Raw genomic sequence first — 19,818 nt, forward strand, 5'->3', positions numbered from 1 at the left:
CTCGTTCGCTGTGGAGACCGAGACGAGCACCTTCTGGGGGCCGGATTTCGCCCAGCTCAGGGCCACCGACCCGGAGATCGCCGGGGTGGTCCTCGGCGAGCTGGACCGGTTGCGCGGCGGCCTGCAACTGATCGCCAGCGAGAACCTGACCTCGCCGGCGGTGCTGGCGGCGCTCGGTTCGACGCTGACGAACAAGTACGCCGAGGGCTATCCGGGCCGGCGCTACTACGGCGGCTGCGCCGAGGTGGACCGGGCCGAGGAGATCGGCATCGCCCGGGCGAAGGAGCTCTTCGCCGCCGAGCACGCCAACCTCCAGCCGCACTCCGGCGCGAGCGCCAACCTGGCCGCGTACGCCGCTCTGGTGCAGCCGGGGGACACGGTGCTGGCGATGGACCTGCCGCACGGCGGGCACCTGACGCACGGCAGCCGGGTGAACTTCTCCGGCAGGTGGTTCGCCACGGTCGGCTACACCGTTCGACCGGACACCGAGCTGATCGACTACGACGAGGTGCGGGACCTGGCGCGGGCGCACCGGCCCAAGATGATCATTTGCGGCGCCACCGCGTACTCCCGGTTGATCGACTTCGCCCGGTTCCGGGAGATCGCCGACGAGGTCGGCGCGTACCTGATGGTGGACGCGGCGCACTTCATCGGTCTGGTCGCCGGCCGGGCGATCCCGTCCCCGGTGCCGTACGCCGACGTCGTCTGCGCCACCACGCACAAGGTGCTGCGTGGCCCGCGCGGCGGCATGATCCTCTGCCGCGAGTCGCTGGCGCAGCGGATCGACAAGGCGGTCTTCCCGTTCACCCAGGGCGGCCCGCTGATGCACGCGGTCGCCGCCAAGGCGGTCGCGCTGCGCGAGGCCGCGCAGCCCGAGTTCCAGACGTACGCCAGCCAGGTGGTCAGCAACGCCCAGGCCCTCGCCGCCGGGCTGGCCGCCGAGGGCATGCGCCCGGTGTCCGGCGGCACCGACACCCACCTCGCCCTGATCGACCTGCGCGAGTCGGGGGTGACCGGCGCCGAGGCCGAGGCCCGCTGCGACGCCGCCTCGATCACCCTCAACAAGAACGCCATCCCGTACGACCCGCAGCCGCCGATGGTGGCCTCCGGTATCCGGGTGGGCACGCCCAGCGTCACCACCCAGGGCATGCGGGAGGGGGAGCTGCGGCAGGTGGCCGTCCTGATCGCCCGTGCGGTACGCACCGATCCCGGCGCCCCGGGCGGTGCCGACGAGCTGACCCGGATCGGCGCCGACGTGGCCGAGCTGGTGGCGGCCTTCCCGGCGTACCCCCGTGGCTGAGCCCGTGGTCGTCGAGGCCGACGCCGACCGGCGGTGGCGACTGCGACACCTGCCGGTGCTCCTGGCCGCGTCGGTGGCGCTGGCCGCCGTCGCCGCGGTGGTCGGCGGGGCGACCGGTGGCACGACCGCCGCGTTCGGCGCGGCGGCCGGCGTCGGCGTCACGGTGCTCAGCTACACCCTCACCACGGTGGTGCTGGCGTGGGCCGACCAGATCAATCCGCAGTTGCTGCTGCCGCTCGGGCTGGGCCTGTACGCGCTGAAGTTCACCCTGCTGGGTGTGGTGATGGTGGCGGTGGCGTCCACCGGCTGGCCCGGGTTGGTGCCGCTCTGCCTCGGCATCGTCGCCGGGGTGGCAGTGTGGACCGCGGTGCACATCTGGTGGCTGACCAGCGTGCACGCCCGTCGGCCGCGGGGCTGACCTGGCGCGCGACCGGTCGTCCCACAGATCGGACGCGCCGCAACCTGTCGGCCACCGGTCATTTTCCCGAGGGCGGAAGGGGAGTAGCGTGCCCACAGACGACGCGGCCCCCGAGATGCCCACACAACCACGGTTGTGCGGGGGGTGAGGCACAGCCTCGTCTTCCCGGCTGATATCGTTCGCCCCGTCATGGCTGGTGACCAAACCCCCCGTCCCGCCGGCGAACCGGACGACATTCCGTCCGGCGCCGGTCAGGGTTGGACCGCGCTCAGCTACCTCATCGGAGGCATGCTCGTGTGGGGTTTCATCGGCTGGCTGGTCGACCAGTGGCTCGACACCGGCGGCGTTGCCACCGGGATCGGCGTCGTGCTCGGCATGGCCGGGGGGATCATCCTGGTCGTCCGCCGGCTCGGCACGCCTACTTAGGAAGGGACGCGGTGTTCGGACAGGCGAACGTTCTGGCAGCGGGCCAGGCGGCATTCCCACCCACTGTGGAGGACTTCTACCTGCCCAGCATCCTGCCCTGGGGTGCACACGAGTCGTACTGGTTCACCAAGATCACGGCGATGGTCTGGATCGCGGTTGGCGTTCTGATCATCTTCTTCCTGGCGAGCTACCGGAACCCGCAGCTGGTGCCGACCAAGAAGCAGTGGTTCGCCGAGTCGATCTACGGCTTCGTGCGGAACAACATCGCGGTCGACATGATCGGTCACGCTGGTGTGCGTTTCGCTCCGTACTTCACCACGCTGTTCTGCTTCGTGCTGCTGACGAACTCGTTCGCGATCATCCCGTTCTTCCAGATCTCGCCGAACTCGCACATCGCCTTCCCGGCGATCCTCGCGATCATCAGCTACGTGCTGTTCAACTACATCGGCATCAAGCAGCACGGCTTCGTGAAGTACTTCAAGAACTCGCTGATCCCGCCGGCACCGTGGTACATCCTGCCGCTGCTGATCCCGATCGAGCTCTTCTCGACCTTCATCGTCCGGCCGTTCTCGCTCGCGGTACGTCTCTTCGCGAACATGTTCGCCGGCCACATGCTTCTGCTGGTCTTCACGCTCGGCGGCTTCGCGATGCTGAGCGCCAACGCCTGGCTGGCGCCGGTCTCGGTGCTCTCCTGGGTGATGACCATCGCGCTCACCTTCCTCGAGTTCCTGGTGATCGTCCTGCAGGCCTACGTCTTCACCGTCCTCACCGCCAGCTACGTGCAGGGCGCGCTCGCCGAAGAGCACTGATCCACCGCACCAACCGTTGTCGTCCCGCGTGAGAGTCACGCGTGATAACCAGGAGGAACCACACCAATGGACGCTAGCGTTCTCGCCGCGGTAGAGGGCAGCACCGCCGCCATCGGCTACGGCCTCGCGGCCATCGGCCCGGGCATCGGCGTTGGCCTGGTCTTCGCCGCCTACATCCAGTCGACCGCCCGCCAGCCGGAGTCGTCGCGGATGACCCTGCCGTACGTCTGGATCGGCTTCGCCGTCATCGAGGCGCTCGCGCTGCTGGGCATCGCCTTCGGCTTCATCTGGGCCGGCTGATCCCGCCCTTAGACCGGGAGGTAACCATGTACTTCCTCGCCGCTGAGGGTGGTGAGTCGACCCACAACCCGATCATCCCGCTCTGGCAGGAGATCGTGGTCGGTTCGGTCGCCTTCGCCGTGCTCTGCTTCGTGCTGATGAAGTTCGTCTTTCCCCGCATGGAGCAGACGTTCCAGGCTCGGGTCGACGCGATCGAGGGCGGCATCAAGCGCGCCGAGGCCGCCCAGGCCGAGGCGAACCAGCTGCTCGAGCAGTACCGTGCCCAGCTCGCCGAGGCCCGGACCGACGCCGCGAAGATCCGCGACGACGCCCGGGCCGACGCCGAGGGGATCCGGCAGGACGTCCTCGCCAAGGCGCGGGAAGAGTCCGACCGGATCATCGCGGCCGGCAAGGACCAGCTCGCCGCCGAGCGGGCCACCATCGTGCGCGAGCTGCGCTCCGAGGTTGGCGCGATCGCGGTCGACCTGGCCAGCAAGATCGTTGGTGAGTCGTTGGCCGACGAGGCACGGCGCAAGGGCACCGTGGACCGGTTCCTGAGCGGTCTCGAGAGCACGGGGGCCCGCTGATGCAGGCCGCCAGCCGGGAGTCGTACAAGATCGCGGCCGAGCGCCTCGACGCGTACGTCCGCGACACCGACCCGGTCGCGGTGGCCCACGCGGCGAACGATCTGCTCGCCGTCGCCGGGCTGCTGCGGCGGGAGCCGCGGTTGCGCCGGGCGCTCTCGGACCCGGCGCGGACCGGCGCGGACCGCGCCGAACTGCTCGGCGGAATGCTGCGCGGCAAGATCGGCGACGGGGCGATCGACCTGCTCGCCACGGTGGTCTCCGGCCGCTGGTCGACGCCGACCGAGCTGCTCGACGGCGTCGAGCGGCTCGGCGTGGAGGCCGTGCTGGCCAGCGTCGACGCGGCCGGCGACCTGGGCGAGGTCGAGGACGAGCTGTTCCGTTTCGGGCAGGTCGTCGCCGGCGAGCCCGCGCTCGCCGCGGTGCTGTCCAACTCGGCGAGCCCGGTGGACCAGCGGGGCGTCCTGGTCGGCGAACTGCTGGCCGGCAAGACTCGCCTGGCGACCGTTCGCCTCATCGAGGTGGCGCTGGCCGGCTTCGGAGGGCGCTCCTTCGCCGGATCGCTCACCCGGCTCGTGGAACTCGCCGCCGAACGGCGGGACCGTCAGGTGGCGTACGTCACCGTGGCGGCCCCGTTGAGTGACGAGGAGGAGCAGCGCCTGGGCGCGAGCCTCGCCGCGATATACGGTCGAGAGGTCTCCGTCAAGCAGACGGTCGACCCCCACGTCCTGGGTGGCGTGAGCGTTCGGGTCGGTTCCGACCTGTACGACGGCACCATCCTGCGCCGCCTCAACGAGACCCGCAACGCGCTCGCGAAGCGCTGAGCGGCTCCGCCGCCCAGCGGTGGGGCGGCTTCGCCGCGCAGCGCCCGGAATGACAGACGCCATTCGGACCGGTCGGTACTAGGTATCCCGGGCCCCTGAATTTTAAGGAAGCAGAGGATGGCCGAGCTGACCATCTCGACGGAGGAGATCCGCGGCGCCCTGGAGCGCTACGTCTCCTCCTACTCGACCGACGTCTCCCGCGAGGAGGTCGGCACCGTCGCCGACACCGGTGACGGCATCGCCCACGTCGAGGGCCTGCCCTCGACCAAGACCAACGAGCTCCTGGAGTTCGAGGACGGCACGCTCGGCGTGGCGCTGAACCTCGACGTCCGGGAGATCGGTGTCGTCGTTCTCGGTGACTCCTCCAAGCTGGAGGAGGGGCAGCGCGTCAAGCGCACCGACCGGGTGCTCTCCGTGCCGGTCGGCGACGCCTTCCTCGGCCGCGTGGTCAACGCGCTCGGCCAGCCGATCGACGGCCTCGGCGACATCGCCGACGAGGGCTACCGCGAGCTGGAGCTGCAGGCTCCGAACGTGATGGCCCGGCAGTCGGTGTTCGAGCCGCTGCAGACCGGCATCAAGGCGATCGACGCCATGACGCCGATCGGCCGGGGCCAGCGGCAGCTGATCATCGGTGACCGGAAGACCGGCAAGACCACGGTCGCCCTGGACGCCATCCTCAACCAGCGGGACAACTGGCGCACCGGCGACCCGAAGAAGCAGGTTCGCTGCATCTACGTCGCCATCGGCCAGAAGGCCTCCACGATCGCCTCCATCAAGGGCCAGCTGGAGGAGGCGGGCGCGATGGAGTACACGACCATCGTCGCCTCCCCGGCGTCGGACCCGGCCGGCTTCAAGTACATCGCCCCCTACACCGGCTCGTCCATCGGGCAGCACTGGATGTACGGCGGCAAGCACGTCCTGATCGTCTTCGACGACCTGAGCAAGCAGGCCGAGGCGTACCGGGCCGTGTCGCTGCTGCTGCGCCGCCCGCCGGGCCGCGAGGCGTACCCGGGTGACGTCTTCTACCTGCACTCCCGCCTGCTGGAGCGCTGCGCGAAGCTCTCCGACGAGCTGGGTGGCGGCTCGATGACCGGTCTGCCGATCATCGAGACGAAGGCCAACGACATCTCGGCCTTCATCCCGACCAACGTCATCTCGATCACCGACGGCCAGATCTTCCTGGAGACCGACCTGTTCAACCAGGGCGTCCGTCCGGCGATCAACGTCGGCACCTCGGTCTCCCGGGTCGGCGGCGCCGCGCAGGTGAAGCCGATGCGCAAGGTTGCCGGCTCGCTGCGCCTCAACCTGGCCCAGTACCGCGAGCTGGAGGCGTTCGCCGCCTTTGCCTCCGACCTGGACAAGGCCTCCCGGGCCCAGCTGGACCGCGGTGTCCGGCTGGTCGAGCTGCTCAAGCAGCCGAACTACTCGCCGTACCCGGTGCAGGAAGAGGTCGTCTCGGTCTGGGCCGGCACCGAGGGCAAGCTGGACGACATCCCGGTGGGTGACATCCGGCGCTTCGAGACGGAGTTCCTCCAGTACCTGCGGCACAAGCACGCGGGTGTGCTGGCCGGGATCGCCGACAACCAGTGGGGCGACGACATCGTCGGCTCCCTGGACGCGGCGATCACCGAGTTCAAGCAGGTCTTCCTCGGCAAGGGCGACGAGCGTCGGGTCAACGACGCGCCGGCCGCGCCGCTGGAGGGCGAGGAGAACCGCGAGACGGTGACCCGCTTCCGCGACGGCGCGACCGACCGCCCGGCCGAGAGCTGATCCCATGGCGGCCCAGGTACGCGTTCTTCGTCAACGGATCCGCTCGGCGAAGTCGATGAAGAAGATCACCAAGGCGATGGAGCTCGTGGCGACGAGCCGGATCGCCAAGGCCCAGGCCCGGGTGCAGGCGTCCCTGCCGTACGCCCAGGCCATCACCGGCGTGCTCACGGCGCTGGCGTCCAACGCGCGGATCGACCACCCGCTGCTCACCCCGCGCGAGCGGGTGCGGCGGGCGGGCGTCCTGCTGGTCACCAGCGACCGTGGCCTGGCCGGCGGCTACAGCTCCAACGCGATCAAGACGGCGGAGTCGCTCATCACGCGGCTCCGGGCGGACGGCAAGGAGCCGGTGCTCTACGTCATCGGACGTAAGGGCGTCGGGTTCTACCGGTTCCGCGACCGGCCCATCGAGGCGAACTGGACCGGCTTCAGCGAGCAGCCGTCGTTCGAGGACGCCCGCACGGTGGGTGAGACGCTGATCAAGGCGTTCACGGCCGGTGCGGACGACGCCGACGGCGGTGCCGGTGCGGACGGGGTGCTGGGCGTCGACGAACTGCACATCGTCTACACCGAGTTCCACTCGCTGATGACGCAGAGCCCGGTCGCCAAGATCATCGGGCCGATGCAGGTGGAGGACCGGCCGCGCTCCGAGGGGCTGCTGCCGGCGTACGAGTTCGAGCCGGAGGCGGAGGCGCTGCTCGACGCGCTGCTGCCGAGGTACATCAACACGCGGATCTACGCGGCGTTGATCGAGTCGGCGGCGAGTGAGTCGGCGGCACGGCGGCGGGCGATGAAGAGCGCCACCGACAACGCCGAAGACATGATCGAGAAGTACACGCGTGAGATGAACTCGGCTCGCCAGGCCGGGATCACCCAGGAGATCAGCGAGATCGTCGGCGGCGCCAACGCGCTTGCCGCGTCGGGAAGTGAAGTGTGATGACTGCACCAGTAGAGACCAAGACGGCCACGGGTCGCGTGGTCCGGGTCATCGGCCCGGTCGTCGACGCCGAGTTCCCGCGCGACGCCATGCCGGCCCTGTTCAACGCCCTGAACGTCGACGTGAACCTGTCCGGCGGTGAGAAGACGCTGACCCTGGAGGTCGCCCAGCACCTGGGTGACAACCTGGTCCGTGCCATCTCGATGCAGCCGACGGACGGCCTCGTCCGCGGCGCGGAGGTGCGCGACCGCGGCGAGCCAATCACCGTGCCGGTGGGCGACGCGGTCAAGGGCCACGTGTTCAACGCGATCGGCGAGGTGCTCAACCTCAAAGAGGGCGAGACCCTGACCCCGGACGACCACTGGGGTATCCACCGCAAGGCCCCGGCCTTCGCGGACCTGGAGCCGAAGACCGAGATGCTGGAGACCGGCATCAAGGTCATCGACCTGCTCGCCCCGTACGTCAAGGGCGGCAAGATCGGCCTGTTCGGCGGCGCGGGTGTGGGCAAGACGGTGCTCATCCAGGAGATGATCACCCGTGTGGCCCGTAACTTCGGTGGCACCTCGGTCTTCGCCGGCGTGGGTGAGCGCACCCGTGAGGGCAACGACCTCATCGCCGAGATGACCGAGTCCGGCGTCATCGACAAGACCGCGCTGGTCTACGGCCAGATGGACGAGCCGCCGGGCACCCGGCTGCGGGTGGCGCTCTCCGCGCTGACCATGGCCGAGTACTTCCGCGACGTGAAGAAGCAGGAGGTGCTGCTCTTCATCGACAACATCTTCCGCTTCACCCAGGCCGGTTCGGAGGTCTCCACCCTGCTCGGCCGTATGCCGAGCGCGGTGGGTTACCAGCCGACCCTGGCCGACGAGATGGGCGAGCTCCAGGAGCGGATCACCTCCGTCCGGGGCCAGGCCATCACGTCGATGCAGGCGATCTACGTGCCGGCGGACGACTACACCGACCCCGCCCCGGCCACCACGTTCGCCCACCTGGACGCGACCACCAACCTGGAGCGGTCGATCTCCGACAAGGGCATCTACCCGGCCGTGGACCCGCTGGCGTCCTCGTCCCGGATCCTCGCCCCGGAGTTCGTCGGCCAGGAGCACTTCCAGGTCGCGACCGAGGTGAAGCGGATCCTGCAGCGCTACCGCGACCTGCAGGACATCATCGCCATCCTCGGCATCGAGGAGCTCTCCGAGGAAGACAAGATCACCGTGCAGCGTGCCCGGCGGATCGAGCGCTTCCTGTCGCAGAACACCTACGCGGCGGAGCAGTTCACCGGCGTGCCGGGCTCGACGGTCCCGATCAAGGAGACCATCGAGGCGTTCCGCAAGATCAGCGAGGGCGAGTACGACCACTTCCCCGAGCAGGCGTTCTTCATGTGCGGCGGCCTCGAGGACCTGGAGCGCAAGGCTGAGGAGCTGATGAAGGGCTGACAGCCCCATCGGTTCCGCGACAAAAAGACTGCCCCGGCAATGCCGGGGCAGTCTTTTGTTCATCTTCGCGTCCTATCATCGCCGCGGTCCGTTACTCGTGGTCGTCAGTTGCGAACCACCCGAGATACGGTCGTTCCGCGCGCTCATCTGCACGAGCGTTGATATCTGCAACCTTTCGGCTGCGTGCGCCCGTCTCCTACTCGTGGGCGTAACGAACGGAGATGCTCGTGGGTAAGGCCGGCAAGAGTGGCCGCAAGTCGTCCATCTGGCGGGGCGTGCCGCGCTGGGCCAGGATCTGCACGGTGTTCGGCACCGTGCTGACCATGCTCAGCGGGGCCGTGCTGGTCGGCACCGAGGTGCTGATGGCCCGCTACGAGGGCGCGGTCGGCAAGGCCGACCTCTTCGGCGACCAGGCGGCCGGGGCTCAGGCCAGGAAGAGCGACATCAAGGGCCCGCTCAACATCCTGCTGGTCGGCATCGACCCGCGTACGCCGACGGCGGCGCCACTGGCCGACTCGGTCATGGTGCTGCACGTGCCGGCCTCGATGGACCGGGCGTACCTCTTCTCGCTGCCCCGCGACCTCTACGTCGACATCCCGGCGTTCCCCAAGTCGAACTTCAACGGCACCACCGACAAGCTCAACGCCGCCATGTCGTTCGGCAGTCGGGTGCCGGGCGAGAACCCCGACGCGGCACGCGGCTTCGAGTTGCTGGCCACCACGGTGCAGAAGGTGACCGGGATCAAGCGGTTCGACGGCGGAGCGATCATCAACTTCACCGGCTTCCAGAAGATCGTCGACGCGATGGGCGGCGTCGACCTGTACATCGAGCGCGACGTGAAGTCGGAGCACAAGCAGCCGGACGGCAAGCCCCGGCCCGGCAACACGCGCGGTGAGGGCTACGTCGGCCCCCAGGCGATCTACAAGAAGGGCACCCACCACCTCAGCGGGTGGCAGGCGCTGGACTACGTCCGGCAGCGCTACCCGAAGAACGGTGTCCCGGACGCCGACTACGGCCGGCAGCGCCACCAGCAGCAGTTCGTCAAGGCGATGGTGGGCCAGGCGTTCAGCGCCGACGTGGTGGCCAACCCGCTCAAGCTGGACAAGGTGCTCCGCGCCGCCGGGCAGTCGCTGATCTTCAACGGCCGGGGCAACAGCGTGGTCGACTTCGGCATCGCCCTGAAGAACATCCGGCCCAACACCATCCAGATGATCAAGCTGCCCGGCGGTCCGGTCTTCGAGGGTTCGAAGTACAAGGGTGAGCAGTTCCAGTCCGGCGTGCCGGACTTCTTCGACGCCCTGCACAATGAACAACTGGACCCGTTCCTCTTGGAGCACCCGGAGTTCCAGAACAAGGCCAAGTAGCCGTGGCGCGGCTCTCCCCACCCGCCTTGGGGGCGCGTCGGCGTCACGACTAGACTTTCGGCAATCCGTCGCCGCAGCAAGGAGACAGCGTGGCACAGCAGCTTCACGTCGAGCTCGTCGCCGTCGAGGAGAAGGTCTGGTCCGGTGAGGCCGAGATGGTCGTCGCCCGGACGACCGAGGGTGAGCTTGGCGTCCTGCCGGGGCACGCCCCGCTGCTCGGCCAGCTCGCCGAGCCCGGCCAGGTCCGCATCAAGCTGGCCGGCGGTGAGCAGCTCGCCTACGACGTGGCCGGCGGCTTCCTCTCGGTGAGCGCCGACGGCGTCACCGTGCTGGCCGAGAGCGCGACCCCGGTCTCCGCACAGAGTCGCTGAGCCGTACCGCGGATGGAGATCGTCGAGGGATTCGGGATCGGCGTCGCCGTCATCCTCGCTGCGCTCCTCATCCTGTTCGTCCGTCGGGCCCTGGTCACTCGTAGCGGTGGCATCATCCGGCTCAGCGTCCGGGTCTCCACGATGCTCGACGGCCGCGGCTGGTCGCCGGGCTTCGGCCGGTTCGCCGGTGACGAGCTGCGCTGGTACCGGATGTTCAGCTTCGCGCTCCGACCCAAGCGGGTGCTCTCCCGGAAGGACCTCGCGGTGGAGCGCCGCCGCTTGCCGGAGGGCCAGGAACGCCTCTCCATGCCGGCCGACTGGGTGATCCTCCGCTGTACCAGTCACCACGCACCGGTGGAGATCGCCATGGCGCGGTCGACAGCGACCGGTTTCCTCTCCTGGCTCGAGGCCGCCCCTCCGGGGGCGGTCTCGCCGCGTATGGCCTCCCAGGACTGGCCGGCTGCCTGATTCCCCTCACCGTGGGGGGTTTCCGGGGAGCCCACCCGCTCCGGGCGGTCAGGCTTGATCCCTCCGCGGGCGGGCTCCCCGGAAACCCTGCCGGGGCGCTGTGCGTCGTTCAGGCGCCCTTTTCGCCAACTGCCGTTACCGGGTGGCGATCAGTTCTGCCTTGTCGCCGAGGAGCCAGCCCCAGCTACGCGTGGCGGCCCCCAGATCGGGAACCCAGATCTCGACGTGGTGTAGCGCGCCGACGGTCAGCGCTTTCCGCCCGGCACCCATAGCACATCTCCCGCCGGATTTGCCGTTCTTGACAGGATAAAGAGCAGATCGGAGAGCCGGTTGAGATACTTTGCCGGGAGCGTGCTGGTCCGCTCCGGGTCGTGGCTGACCAGGGCCCACGCTGCCCGTTCGGCGCGCCGGGCGGTGGTTCGCGCCACGTGCAGCAGCGCCGCGCCCGCGGTGCCGCCGGGGAGGATGAAGGAGTCGAGCTTGCTCAGGCGTGCGTTGTACTCGTCGCACCATCCCTCGAGGCGCTCGACGTACTCCTCGGTCACCCGCAGCGGCGGGTACTTCGGCTCCGGCTCGACCGGCGTGGACAGGTCGGCGCCCACGTCGAACAGGTCGTTCTGCACCGACGCCAGCACGGCCCGCAGTTCCTCGTCGAGCTGGCCCAGGGCGAGGGCCACGCCGATCGCCGCGTTGCACTCGTCGACGTCCGCGTACGCGGCGATCCGCGGATCGGTCTTCGGCACCTGCTCGTTGTTGCTCAGCCTGGTCATGCCGGCGTCGCCGGCCTTGGTGTAGATGCGCGTGAGGTGGACGGCCATGACGCACAGCCTACGGATACCGGACCTGACGATCCCGGTCCGGCCCGACACCCCCGCCGGCTGGCCGGCGGTGGTGGGCCCCGGCGACGCGGGCGATCCGGCGGTCAACGACGTCGATGTCATCCGGGTACGCGGTGACGCGCGGCTGGCGGGCACCGTGCACGTGGTGGGCGCCAAGAACTCGGCGTTGAAGCTGATGGCCGCCGCGCTGCTGGCGCCCGGCCGCAGTGTGATCACCAACGTCCCGCGGATCACCGACATCGCGATCATGGGGGAGGTGCTGCGTCGGCTGGGCTGCGACGTGCGGTTCGACGCCGACGACCCGGTCGACCCGATGGTCGTCCGGGGTGGGGTGGCGCGATCGCGCTCGGTGACCATCGACGTGCCCGAGCAGCCGGGCGCGGACGCGGACTACGACCTGGTCCGCCGGCTCCGCGCGTCGATCTGCGTGCTCGGTCCGCTGCTGGCCCGCCGGGGGTACGTGCGGGTGGCCCACCCGGGCGGTGACGCGATCGGCTCGCGCGGGCTGGACATGCACGTCTCCGGTCTGACCCGGATGGGCGCGGACATCTCCGGTGAGCACGGGTTCGTCATCGCGGCCGCTCCGCACGGGCTGCGCGGCGCGGACATCGTGCTGGACTTCCCGAGCGTGGGCGCGACCGAGAACCTGGTGATGGCGGCGGTGCTCGCCGAGGGCACCACGATGATCGACAACGCCGCCCGGGAGCCGGAGATCGTCGACATCTGCACCATGCTCAACCAGATGGGCGCGCGGATCTCCGGCGCCGGCACGTCCACCCTGCACATCACCGGCGTACCCGGTCTGCGCCCGGTACGGCACGCCACGGTGGGGGACCGGATCGTCGCCGGCACCTGGGCCTTCGGTGCGGCGATGACCCGCGGCGACGTGACGGTGACCGGGCTGGACCCGGCCTTCCTGGAGGTCGCCCTCGACAAGGTGGTGGCGGCCGGCGGCCTGGTCGAGACCCGGGGGGACGGCTTCCGCGTGCGGATGGACGACCGGCCCCGGGCGGTGGACGTGGTGACGCTGCCGTACCCCGGTTTCGCCACCGACCTGCTGCCGATGGCGATCGGGCTGGCCGCGGTCAGCGACGGCGCCTCGTTGATCACCGAGAACATCTTCGACGGCCGGTTCATGTTCGCCAACGAGATGGCGCGCCTCGGCGCGGACATCAAGACCGACGGGCACCACGCGGTGGTCCGGGGCCGCGACCGGCTCTCCGGGGCGCCGGTGCGGGCCACCGACATCCGTGCCGGGGCCGGGCTGATCATCGCCGGGCTCTGCGCGGACGGGATCACCGAGGTCTCCCACGTCCACCACGTCGACCGGGGGTACCCGGACTTCGTGGCCGACCTGCGCGCGCTCGGCGTGGCCGTCGAGCGGGGCACCACGCCGGAGGAACCCGCGCTGGAGATCTGAGGGCACTCCCTTAGCCGTCGTTCAGGCCCGCCGACTAGGGTGCAGGCAGGCACTCAAACAGGCGAGGGAGAAGCAGATGGCGGGTCGACTCGCGGTCGTCGGGGCCGGGTTGATGGGCTCCGGCATCGCCCAGGTGGCGGCGCAGGCGGGCTGGCAGGTGACGCTGCGCGACCTGGACGACGCGGCCACCACGCGGGGCCTCGGCGGCATCCGGAAGTCACTGGAGAAGTTCGCCGAGAAGGGCAGGATCGAGGCGTCGGACGTCGAGGCGACGCTCGCCCGGATCACCCCGACCACCGACCTGGAGGCGGCGGCGGACGCCGACATCGTGGTCGAGGCCGTCTTCGAGCGCCTCGAGATCAAGCACGAGGTGTTCCGCGCACTGGACAAGATCTGCAAGTCCGACGCGGTGCTGGCCACCAACACCTCGGCCATCCCCGTCACCCAGATCGCCGCCGTCACCGAGCGGCCCGAGGCGGTCGTCGGCACCCACTTCTTCTCGCCGGTGCCGATGATGCAGCTCTGCGAGCTGGTCCGCGGCTACAAGACCAGCGACGCCACCCTGGCCACCGCGCGGGCCTTCGCCGAGGAGATCGGCAAGACCGTGGTGGTGGTCAACCGCGACATCGCCGGCTTCGTCACCACCCGGCTGATCTCCGCCCTCGTGGTGGAGGCGGTCAAGCTCGTCGAGTCCGGCGTGGTGTCGGCGGAGGACCTGGACACCGCCTGCCGGCTGGGCTTCGGGCACGCGATGGGTCCGCTGGCCACCACCGACCTGACAGGCGTGGACGTGCTGCTGCACGCCTCGAAGAACATCTACACCGACACCGCCGACGAGAAGTTCTTCCCGCCGGAGCTGCTCCAGCGCATGGTCACCGCCGGCGACCTGGGCCGCAAGACCGGCAAGGGCTTCTACACGTACTGAGCGGGACATGACGAGGGGGCGGGCGCACGGCCCCCGCCCCCTCGTTCCGTGTCAGCCGTCGCGCTTCGTCGTCCAGCGGAACGTCGTCAGGCAGAGCACCAGGCCGATCACGCACCAGAGGATCAGCACCACCGCCACCCGGCCCAGCTCGAACGAGCCGCCCGGCTCCTGGGCGCCGAAGCTCGACGGCAGGAAGACCGCGCGCAGCCCCTGGCACATCCACTTGAGCGGGAACAGCGCGGCCACCTGCTGCATCCAGGTGGGCAGGTCGGTGAAGACGAAGAACACCCCGGAGATGAACTGGAGCACCAGGGCGACCGGGGTGACCACCGCGGAGCCGCTGCGGGCGGTGCGGGCCAGCGACGAGATGGCGATGCCGCACAGGGTGCAGGCCGTAACGCCGAGCACGGAGACCCAGCCGAAGGTGAACCACTTGCCGGCGGTGCCCGGCAGGTCGAGGTCGAACAGCGCCACCGCGACCGCCAGCAGCAGCACGGTCTCGGCGATGCCGATCGCCACCACCATGATCACCTTGCCGGCGAACCAGACCCACTTCGGCATCGGCGTGCCGCGGTAGCGCTTGAGCACGCCCCGGTCCCGCTCGATGGGGATCCAGATGCCGAGGTTCTGGAAGCTCACCGTCATCAGGCCGGTCGCGATCATGCCGGTGATGAAGTACTGGGTGAACGTGACCCCGCCACCGATCGTGCCGTCGAAGATCGACGCGAAGATCAGGATCATGATGATGGGGAAGCCCATCGTGAAGACCACGGACTCCCGGCTGCGCAGGAACTGGGTGATCTCCAGTCGGCCCTGCCGCAGGGCCAGCGCACCCGCGCCCGGCCGGCGGCCCGGGGTCGCGGCGACCGGCGTCGCCGGCTTCGTCGTGGTCGTCATCGCGCGTGTCCGATCATCGTGAGGTAGACGTCCTCCAGGGTCGGCCGGGTCACGGTGAGCCCGGGGACCTCGCCGCCGTGGCGCGCGGCCAACTCGGCCACCAGCGCCGTCGGCGCCGCGCTCTGCGCGCTCTCCACCGCCCCTTCGGGGGTACGCCAGGAGACCGTGGCCAGGGCCTCCTGCCGGTTGCCCAGCCGGTTCGGTGCGGCGACCTCGACCAGCCGGCCGCCGGCGATCACGCCGACCCGGTCGGCCAGCGCCTCCGCCTCGTCCAGGTAGTGGGTGGTCAGCACGATGGTGGTGCCGGCCGCGGCGAGGTCGCGGATCAGGTCCCAGAACTCGCGGCGGGCCTCGGGGTCGAAGCCGGTGGTCGGCTCGTCGAGGAAGAGCAGCTCGGGGCGGCCGATGATGCCCAGCGCCACGTCGAGGCGGCGCTTCTGCCCGCCGGAGAGGGTGTGCGTGCGGGCCTTCGCCTTGCCGGCCAGCCCGACCCGCTCGATCACCTTGTCGGGGTCGTCGGCGCCCGGGTAGAAGCCGGAGAAGTGCCGGATCACCTCGGCCACGGTCAGCTCGTCGAACTCACCGGTGCCCTGGAGCACGATGCCGACCCGGGACCGCCAGCCGGCGTCGGGGTGGGCCGGGTCCGCGCCGAGCACGGTGACCTCGCCGGCGTCGCGGCGCCGGTAGCCCTCCAGGATCTCCACGGTGGTGGTCTTGCCGGCGCCGTTCGGGCCGAGTAGGGCGAACACCTCGCCGCGGTAGACGTCCAGGTCCACGCCCGCCACGGCCACGTTGTCGCCGTACGCCTTGCGCAGCCCCCGGACGGAGATGGCCAGCTCGTCATCCATGTCGTCCAGTGTGCGTCCTGGCTGGGGCGGTGCGACGCTCGGGGTGTGGCGGTCCGCGCCACTGCGGGCGCTTCGCACCCGGACGTCCGCGACATGGACCTGTGTGGTTTTCCACAACCCGTTTTACTGAACGGTAACTTAGACTCCGGCCATGGACGAGAAGGCACCTTCGGGGCGGTTGCCCGAGCGGGACCGCCCGTGGGTGATGCGCACCTACGCCGGCCACTCCTCGGCCGCCGCGACCAACGCCCTCTTCCGCCGCAACCTGGCGAAGGGGCAGACCGGTCTCTCGGTCGCCTTCGACCTGCCGACCCAGACCGGGTACGACCCCGACCACGAGCTGGCCTCCGGTGAGGTCGGCCGGGTCGGCGTGCCGGTGGCCCACCTCGGGGACATGCGGGCGCTCTTCGACGGTCTCCCGCTGGCCGACATGAACACCTCGATGACCATCAACGCCCCGGCGATGTGGCTGCTCGCCCTGTACGGCACGGTGGGGCTGGAGCAGAACGCCGAGTTGGCCCGCTGCTCCGGCACCACCCAGAACGACATCATCAAGGAGTACCTGTCCCGGGGGACGTACATCTTCCCGCCGGCGGCGTCGCTGCGGCTCACCGCCGACGTGGTGGCGTACACGCTGCGCGAGATGCCGCGCTGGAACCCGGTGAACATCTGCTCGTACCACCTCCAGGAGGCCGGTGCCACTCCGGTGCAGGAGGTCGGCTTCGCGCTGGCCACCGCGGTCGCCGTGCTCGACGCGGTCCGCGACTCCGGCCAGGTGCCCGCCGAGCGGATGGGCGACGTGGTGCAGCGGATCTCGTTCTTCGTCAACGCCGGGGTGCGCTTCGTCGAGGAGATCGCGAAGATGCGCGCGTTCGGCGTGCTGTGGGACAGGATCACCCGCGACCGGTACGGCGTCACCGAGGCGAAGCAGCGCCGGTTCCGTTACGGCGTGCAGGTCAACTCGCTCGGCCTGACCGAGGCCCAGCCGGAGAACAACATCCAGCGCATCGTGCTGGAGATGCTCGGCGTGACGCTGTCGCGCGACGCCCGGGCCCGCGCGGTGCAGCTGCCCGCCTGGAACGAGGCGCTCGGCCTGCCCCGCCCCTGGGACCAGCAGTGGTCGCTGCGGATGCAGCAGGTCCTGGCGTACGAGTCGGACCTGCTCGAATACCCCGACCTGTTCGCCGGCTCGCACGTGATGACCGCGCTGGTCGACGAGATCGTCACCGGCGCCCGCGTCGAGTTGGACAAGGTGCTGGAGCTGGGCGGCGTGGTCGCCGCCGTGGAGACCGGCTACCTCAAGAGCGCGCTGGTCGCCTCACTGGCCGAGCGCCGCCGTCGGATGGAGTCCGGCGCCGACGTCGTGGTGGGGGTCAACCGGTTCGTCGAGACGGAGCCCTCGCCACTGACCGCCGCCGGAGCGGAGGCCGTCGAGCAGGTCGACCCGGCGGTCGAGGCAGCCGCCGCGGATGGCGTACGCCGATGGCGGGCCGACCGGGACGGCGCGGCCGTCGACGCCGCGCTCGCCCGGCTCCGCGCGGACGCCGCGACCACCGCGAACCTGATGCCCGCCACCCTCGAGTGCGTGCGGGCCGGGGTGACCACCGGCGAGTGGGCCGGCGCGCTGCGCCAGGTCTTCGGCGAGTACCGGGCGCCCACCGGGTTGGCCGGCGGTGCCGGGAGCGGAGGCGACCCGGGCATCGCGGCCGTCCGCGAGCGGGTCACCGCCACCGCCCGCGAGTTGGGCAGTGGCCGGCTGCGGCTGCTGGTCGGCAAGCCCGGCCTGGACGGGCACTCCAACGGCGCCGAGCAGATCGCGGTACGTGCCCGTGACGCCGGCTTCGAAGTCGTCTACCAGGGCATCCGGCTGACCGCCGGGCAGATCGTGGCCGCCGCCGTGGAGGAGGACGTCGACCTCGTCGGGCTCTCCGTGCTCTCCGGCTCGCACCTCGCCGCCGTGCCGGCGGTGCTCGACGGGCTGCGCGCCGCCGGCCGTGCGGACCTGCCGGTGGTCGTCGGCGGCATCATCCCCGCCGGTGACGCGGACACGCTGCGGGCGGCCGGGGTGGCCCGCGTGTTCACCCCGAAGGACTTCGCCCTCACGGGCATCATCGACGACCTGGTGACGGTCATCCGCCGCGCCAACGACCTGCCCTGACAGGCTTGGGGCGCGGGGGTCAGCGACCGTCGTAGGTCATGCAGTCGGCCATGTCGTTGTCCGGGCCGACCCTGATGGACGGCGCGTGGCACTCCAACTGCTCGTTGTGCCGGCAGTCCGAGCGCTGGCAGGCGCCCACCTGGGCGATCAGGCTGTCCACGCCACCGCGCACCGGCGACTCGACGAAGGTGTGGCAGTGCGCGTGATCCATGCTGCCGATCGTGATCGCGAAGGCGTGGCAGTCGCCGCCGTTGTTGTACGCGCAGGCCACGACCACGCACTCCTGGACCCGAGGCATCTCCATCGCTGCGGTCATGCCGGCCTCCTCTAGGACTCTTGCCCGATCGTAGGCTTTTGTCGGCTTGCTGATGCTCGCTATGCGCGGTGCTGGGTTGCCTGCTTGTTGGGGTCGCTGCCGTGCTGCCGTGCTGCCGTGCTGCCGTGCTGCCGTGCTGCCGTGGTGCCGTGGTGGTGCCGCCGTGGGCTCCCGGCGAGGTCTGGGGGCGCGCCCGAGGCGTGCTGCCGTGTCGCCTGCGCTGCCGTGTCGCCTGCGCTGCCGTGCTGCCGTGGCTGCCTTGCCGTCCTGCCGCCGTAATGCCTTGCTGCCGTGGTGCCTTGCTGGGCGCTGACTAGGGTTTGCGTCGTGGGCGTCGTGGGCGTCGTGGGTGGTGGCCGGTGATCGGGTGCCGGGTTCGTGCGGGGTGGGGCCCGCCGTGCCCGGCTCCGGGCGGTCAGGCTTGATCCCTGCGCCGGGCACGGCGGGCCCCACCCCGTCGGTGGTCGCTGTCCGTCGAGAGCGTTGCGCCGCGTTGACGGCCTCGGTGGCCTGAAGCGCGAGCGGTGCCGGCTGCTGCGCTGCAACAGTCTGCTCCCAGCCTCACCGACTGACCGGTTCCGAGGTGCCGGGCATGTTCCGGTTCTTGTCGCGATACCTGTGAGGCATAAATATGCCTGTGAGGTATCAAGCTGATTGTCGACCTCGGCCCCAGGAGCGCCTCCTTGCGGTGATCGACTCGGTCCCGTGGACCCGCGGGGTCCCCGGGCGGGGGATACCCCGCTTTCAGGCATACCGAGTCGATCGCCGCCCAGTCGGCTGGTGTCGCGTCGGGACGGGGGCGGTCCGGCCTCGTATGTCCGGTATTGAGGCCCTGATTCGCTGCCGCTGCCGCTGTTGCTGCCCGGTCCCGGTGCCGCTGGCCGCTGGCCGCTGCCCGGTGCCCGGTGCCCGCTGTCGCTGGCCGGTGCCCGGCGCTCGCTGTGCCCGGTGTGCCCGGTGACCGGTGCCGTGTGCGTGGTGCGCGCTGCCCGGTGACCGGTCCGGTGATCGCTGACCGGTGACCGGTCACCGGTGTCTGGTATCGGTGTCCTTGGCCTGTGACCGGCTGCACCCGTGCGGCGGAATCGGGGCCGACCCGGGGTCGTTACATAGCCTGACGATCGCAGGACCACTGCCTCGCCGCCCGGCCCCCAGGGCTGGAATGCGATGCCGCACCCGGTCGTTGCAGACTCCGCGAACGACTGCACGAGCATCCGCTCGACGGGTGCTGATGGATGGGCCGATCCCGGAATGATCCCGGCCCGGGGGTCGTTGCAGATCCCTGATCGACCGCACGAGCGCCCGCTCGACCGGGTGCCGATGGACGGGCCACCCCCGGAATGAGCCGGGCCCGGCGGTCGTTACACATGGACCCGGCGCCACGAGGCCCCCGCCCGTAGGCCGCCGAAAGACTTTCCCCCCCCCTTTGTTC

General features: G+C 70.3%; 20 protein-coding genes. 16 read left to right on the top strand and 4 right to left on the bottom strand.

The genetic code is table 11. From position 1 onward, the window contains the following. Positions 1 to 10 precede the first annotated feature (10 nt). From DKT68_RS12515 to DKT68_RS12575, 13 genes are all read left to right on the top strand, one after another. Complete coding sequence (locus DKT68_RS12515) at positions 11 to 1,300, top strand: serine hydroxymethyltransferase (RefSeq protein ID WP_201749004.1); 1,290 nt, start codon at positions 11 to 13, stop codon at positions 1,298 to 1,300. Further along, on the top strand, positions 1,293 to 1,718 hold the full coding sequence (locus DKT68_RS12520) for a hypothetical protein (protein ID WP_109817591.1): 426 nt from the start codon (positions 1,293 to 1,295) through the stop codon (positions 1,716 to 1,718). The genes DKT68_RS12515 and DKT68_RS12520 overlap by 8 nt, the downstream gene beginning before the upstream one ends. A gap of 189 nt (positions 1,719 to 1,907) precedes the next feature. Next, entirely contained in the window at positions 1,908 to 2,144 is a 237-nt protein-coding gene (locus DKT68_RS12525) for an AtpZ/AtpI family protein (RefSeq protein WP_030488045.1), read from the top strand. An 11-nt stretch (positions 2,145 to 2,155) separates the two neighbouring features. Beyond that, entirely contained in the window at positions 2,156 to 2,953 is a 798-nt protein-coding gene (gene atpB / locus DKT68_RS12530) for a F0F1 ATP synthase subunit A (protein WP_109817592.1), read from the top strand. Positions 2,954 to 3,019: 66 nt separating this feature from the next. Next, complete coding sequence (locus tag DKT68_RS12535; RefSeq protein WP_030488047.1) at positions 3,020 to 3,253, top strand: ATP synthase F0 subunit C; 234 nt, start codon at positions 3,020 to 3,022, stop codon at positions 3,251 to 3,253. A gap of 26 nt (positions 3,254 to 3,279) precedes the next feature. Further along, complete coding sequence (locus DKT68_RS12540) at positions 3,280 to 3,819, top strand: F0F1 ATP synthase subunit B (protein WP_109817593.1); 540 nt, start codon at positions 3,280 to 3,282, stop codon at positions 3,817 to 3,819. Continuing rightward, positions 3,819 to 4,640: a F0F1 ATP synthase subunit delta gene (locus DKT68_RS12545; RefSeq protein WP_109817594.1), complete on the top strand. Its 822-nt coding sequence runs from the start codon at positions 3,819 to 3,821 to the stop codon at positions 4,638 to 4,640. The genes DKT68_RS12540 and DKT68_RS12545 overlap by 1 nt, the downstream gene beginning before the upstream one ends. Before the next feature lie 117 nt (positions 4,641 to 4,757). After that, positions 4,758 to 6,410: a F0F1 ATP synthase subunit alpha gene (gene atpA, locus DKT68_RS12550; protein WP_109817595.1), complete on the top strand. Its 1,653-nt coding sequence runs from the start codon at positions 4,758 to 4,760 to the stop codon at positions 6,408 to 6,410. Between the two features lie 4 nt (positions 6,411 to 6,414). Then, positions 6,415 to 7,344 carry a F0F1 ATP synthase subunit gamma gene (locus DKT68_RS12555; protein WP_109817596.1) on the top strand — a complete coding sequence of 310 codons (930 nt, stop codon included), beginning with the start codon at positions 6,415 to 6,417 and terminating at the stop codon, positions 7,342 to 7,344. Continuing rightward, entirely contained in the window at positions 7,344 to 8,780 is a 1,437-nt protein-coding gene (gene atpD, locus DKT68_RS12560; RefSeq protein ID WP_109817597.1) for a F0F1 ATP synthase subunit beta, read from the top strand. The genes DKT68_RS12555 and atpD overlap by 1 nt, the downstream gene beginning before the upstream one ends. Positions 8,781 to 9,001: 221 nt before the next feature. After that, entirely contained in the window at positions 9,002 to 10,144 is a 1,143-nt protein-coding gene (locus DKT68_RS12565) for an LCP family protein (protein WP_109817598.1), read from the top strand. Positions 10,145 to 10,233: 89 nt separating this feature from the next. Further along, positions 10,234 to 10,515, top strand: coding sequence for a F0F1 ATP synthase subunit epsilon (locus tag DKT68_RS12570; protein ID WP_109817599.1), 282 nt, complete (start codon positions 10,234 to 10,236; stop codon positions 10,513 to 10,515). 12 nt (positions 10,516 to 10,527) lie between these two features. Next, entirely contained in the window at positions 10,528 to 10,983 is a 456-nt protein-coding gene (locus tag DKT68_RS12575) for a DUF2550 domain-containing protein (RefSeq protein ID WP_109817600.1), read from the top strand. 245 nt (positions 10,984 to 11,228) lie between these two features. Here the strand turns inward: DKT68_RS12575 and DKT68_RS12585 are convergent, their stop codons facing one another. Further along, on the bottom strand, positions 11,229 to 11,801 hold the full coding sequence (locus tag DKT68_RS12585) for a cob(I)yrinic acid a,c-diamide adenosyltransferase (protein ID WP_109817601.1): 573 nt from the start codon (positions 11,799 to 11,801) through the stop codon (positions 11,229 to 11,231). Between DKT68_RS12585 and murA the strand changes: the two genes are divergently transcribed. Both murA and DKT68_RS12595 read left to right on the top strand, forming a co-directional pair. Next, the gene (gene murA / locus DKT68_RS12590) at positions 11,800 to 13,242 is read left to right on the top strand and encodes a UDP-N-acetylglucosamine 1-carboxyvinyltransferase (RefSeq protein WP_109817602.1); all 1,443 of its coding nucleotides are present in this window, start codon (positions 11,800 to 11,802) and stop codon (positions 13,240 to 13,242) included. The genes DKT68_RS12585 and murA overlap by 2 nt on opposite strands. A gap of 76 nt (positions 13,243 to 13,318) precedes the next feature. Next, on the top strand, positions 13,319 to 14,167 hold the full coding sequence (locus DKT68_RS12595; RefSeq protein WP_109817603.1) for a 3-hydroxyacyl-CoA dehydrogenase family protein: 849 nt from the start codon (positions 13,319 to 13,321) through the stop codon (positions 14,165 to 14,167). Between the two features lie 51 nt (positions 14,168 to 14,218). Here DKT68_RS12595 and DKT68_RS12600 read toward each other — a convergent pair whose 3' ends face one another. After that, on the bottom strand, positions 14,219 to 15,064 hold the full coding sequence (locus DKT68_RS12600; RefSeq protein WP_109817604.1) for an ABC transporter permease: 846 nt from the start codon (positions 15,062 to 15,064) through the stop codon (positions 14,219 to 14,221). Next, a complete protein-coding gene (locus DKT68_RS12605) occupies positions 15,061 to 15,912 on the bottom strand; it encodes an ABC transporter ATP-binding protein (protein WP_109817605.1) in 852 nt (283 codons plus the stop codon). The genes DKT68_RS12600 and DKT68_RS12605 overlap by 4 nt, the downstream gene beginning before the upstream one ends. Positions 15,913 to 16,063: 151 nt before the next feature. Here DKT68_RS12605 and DKT68_RS12610 point away from each other — a divergent pair, with 151 nt between their 5' ends. Continuing rightward, entirely contained in the window at positions 16,064 to 18,070 is a 2,007-nt protein-coding gene (locus DKT68_RS12610; protein ID WP_109817606.1) for a protein meaA, read from the top strand. A 19-nt stretch (positions 18,071 to 18,089) separates the two neighbouring features. On the opposite strand, the gene DKT68_RS12615 is transcribed toward DKT68_RS12610, so the two are convergent. Further along, complete coding sequence (locus DKT68_RS12615; RefSeq protein ID WP_109817607.1) at positions 18,090 to 18,386, bottom strand: DUF1540 domain-containing protein; 297 nt, start codon at positions 18,384 to 18,386, stop codon at positions 18,090 to 18,092. Between the last annotated feature and the right edge of the window lie 1,432 nt (positions 18,387 to 19,818).

The organism is Micromonospora acroterricola (assembly GCF_003172955.1).
Classification (GTDB): Bacteria; Actinomycetota; Actinomycetes; order Mycobacteriales; family Micromonosporaceae; genus Micromonospora; species Micromonospora acroterricola.

Bases quoted from the DNA above. Each gene is read 5' to 3' on its own strand.
- atpA (WP_109817595.1), top strand. From the start codon at position 4,758: ATGGCCGAGCTGACCATCTCGACGGAGGAGATCCGCGGCGCCCTGGAG.
- murA (WP_109817602.1), top strand. From the start codon at position 11,800: ATGACGCACAGCCTACGGATACCGGACCTGACGATCCCGGTCCGGCCC.
- DKT68_RS12545 (WP_109817594.1), top strand. From the start codon at position 3,819: ATGCAGGCCGCCAGCCGGGAGTCGTACAAGATCGCGGCCGAGCGCCTC.
- DKT68_RS12575 (WP_109817600.1), top strand. From the start codon at position 10,528: ATGGAGATCGTCGAGGGATTCGGGATCGGCGTCGCCGTCATCCTCGCT.
- DKT68_RS12585 (WP_109817601.1), bottom strand. From the start codon at position 11,801: ATGGCCGTCCACCTCACGCGCATCTACACCAAGGCCGGCGACGCCGGC.
- DKT68_RS12600 (WP_109817604.1), bottom strand. From the start codon at position 15,064: ATGACGACCACGACGAAGCCGGCGACGCCGGTCGCCGCGACCCCGGGC.
- atpD (WP_109817597.1), top strand. From the start codon at position 7,344: ATGACTGCACCAGTAGAGACCAAGACGGCCACGGGTCGCGTGGTCCGG.
- DKT68_RS12535 (WP_030488047.1), top strand. From the start codon at position 3,020: ATGGACGCTAGCGTTCTCGCCGCGGTAGAGGGCAGCACCGCCGCCATC.
- DKT68_RS12565 (WP_109817598.1), top strand. From the start codon at position 9,002: ATGCTCGTGGGTAAGGCCGGCAAGAGTGGCCGCAAGTCGTCCATCTGG.
- DKT68_RS12525 (WP_030488045.1), top strand. From the start codon at position 1,908: ATGGCTGGTGACCAAACCCCCCGTCCCGCCGGCGAACCGGACGACATT.
- DKT68_RS12605 (WP_109817605.1), bottom strand. From the start codon at position 15,912: ATGGATGACGAGCTGGCCATCTCCGTCCGGGGGCTGCGCAAGGCGTAC.
- DKT68_RS12615 (WP_109817607.1), bottom strand. From the start codon at position 18,386: ATGACCGCAGCGATGGAGATGCCTCGGGTCCAGGAGTGCGTGGTCGTG.
- DKT68_RS12540 (WP_109817593.1), top strand. From the start codon at position 3,280: ATGTACTTCCTCGCCGCTGAGGGTGGTGAGTCGACCCACAACCCGATC.
- DKT68_RS12595 (WP_109817603.1), top strand. From the start codon at position 13,319: ATGGCGGGTCGACTCGCGGTCGTCGGGGCCGGGTTGATGGGCTCCGGC.
- DKT68_RS12610 (WP_109817606.1), top strand. From the start codon at position 16,064: ATGGACGAGAAGGCACCTTCGGGGCGGTTGCCCGAGCGGGACCGCCCG.
- DKT68_RS12555 (WP_109817596.1), top strand. From the start codon at position 6,415: ATGGCGGCCCAGGTACGCGTTCTTCGTCAACGGATCCGCTCGGCGAAG.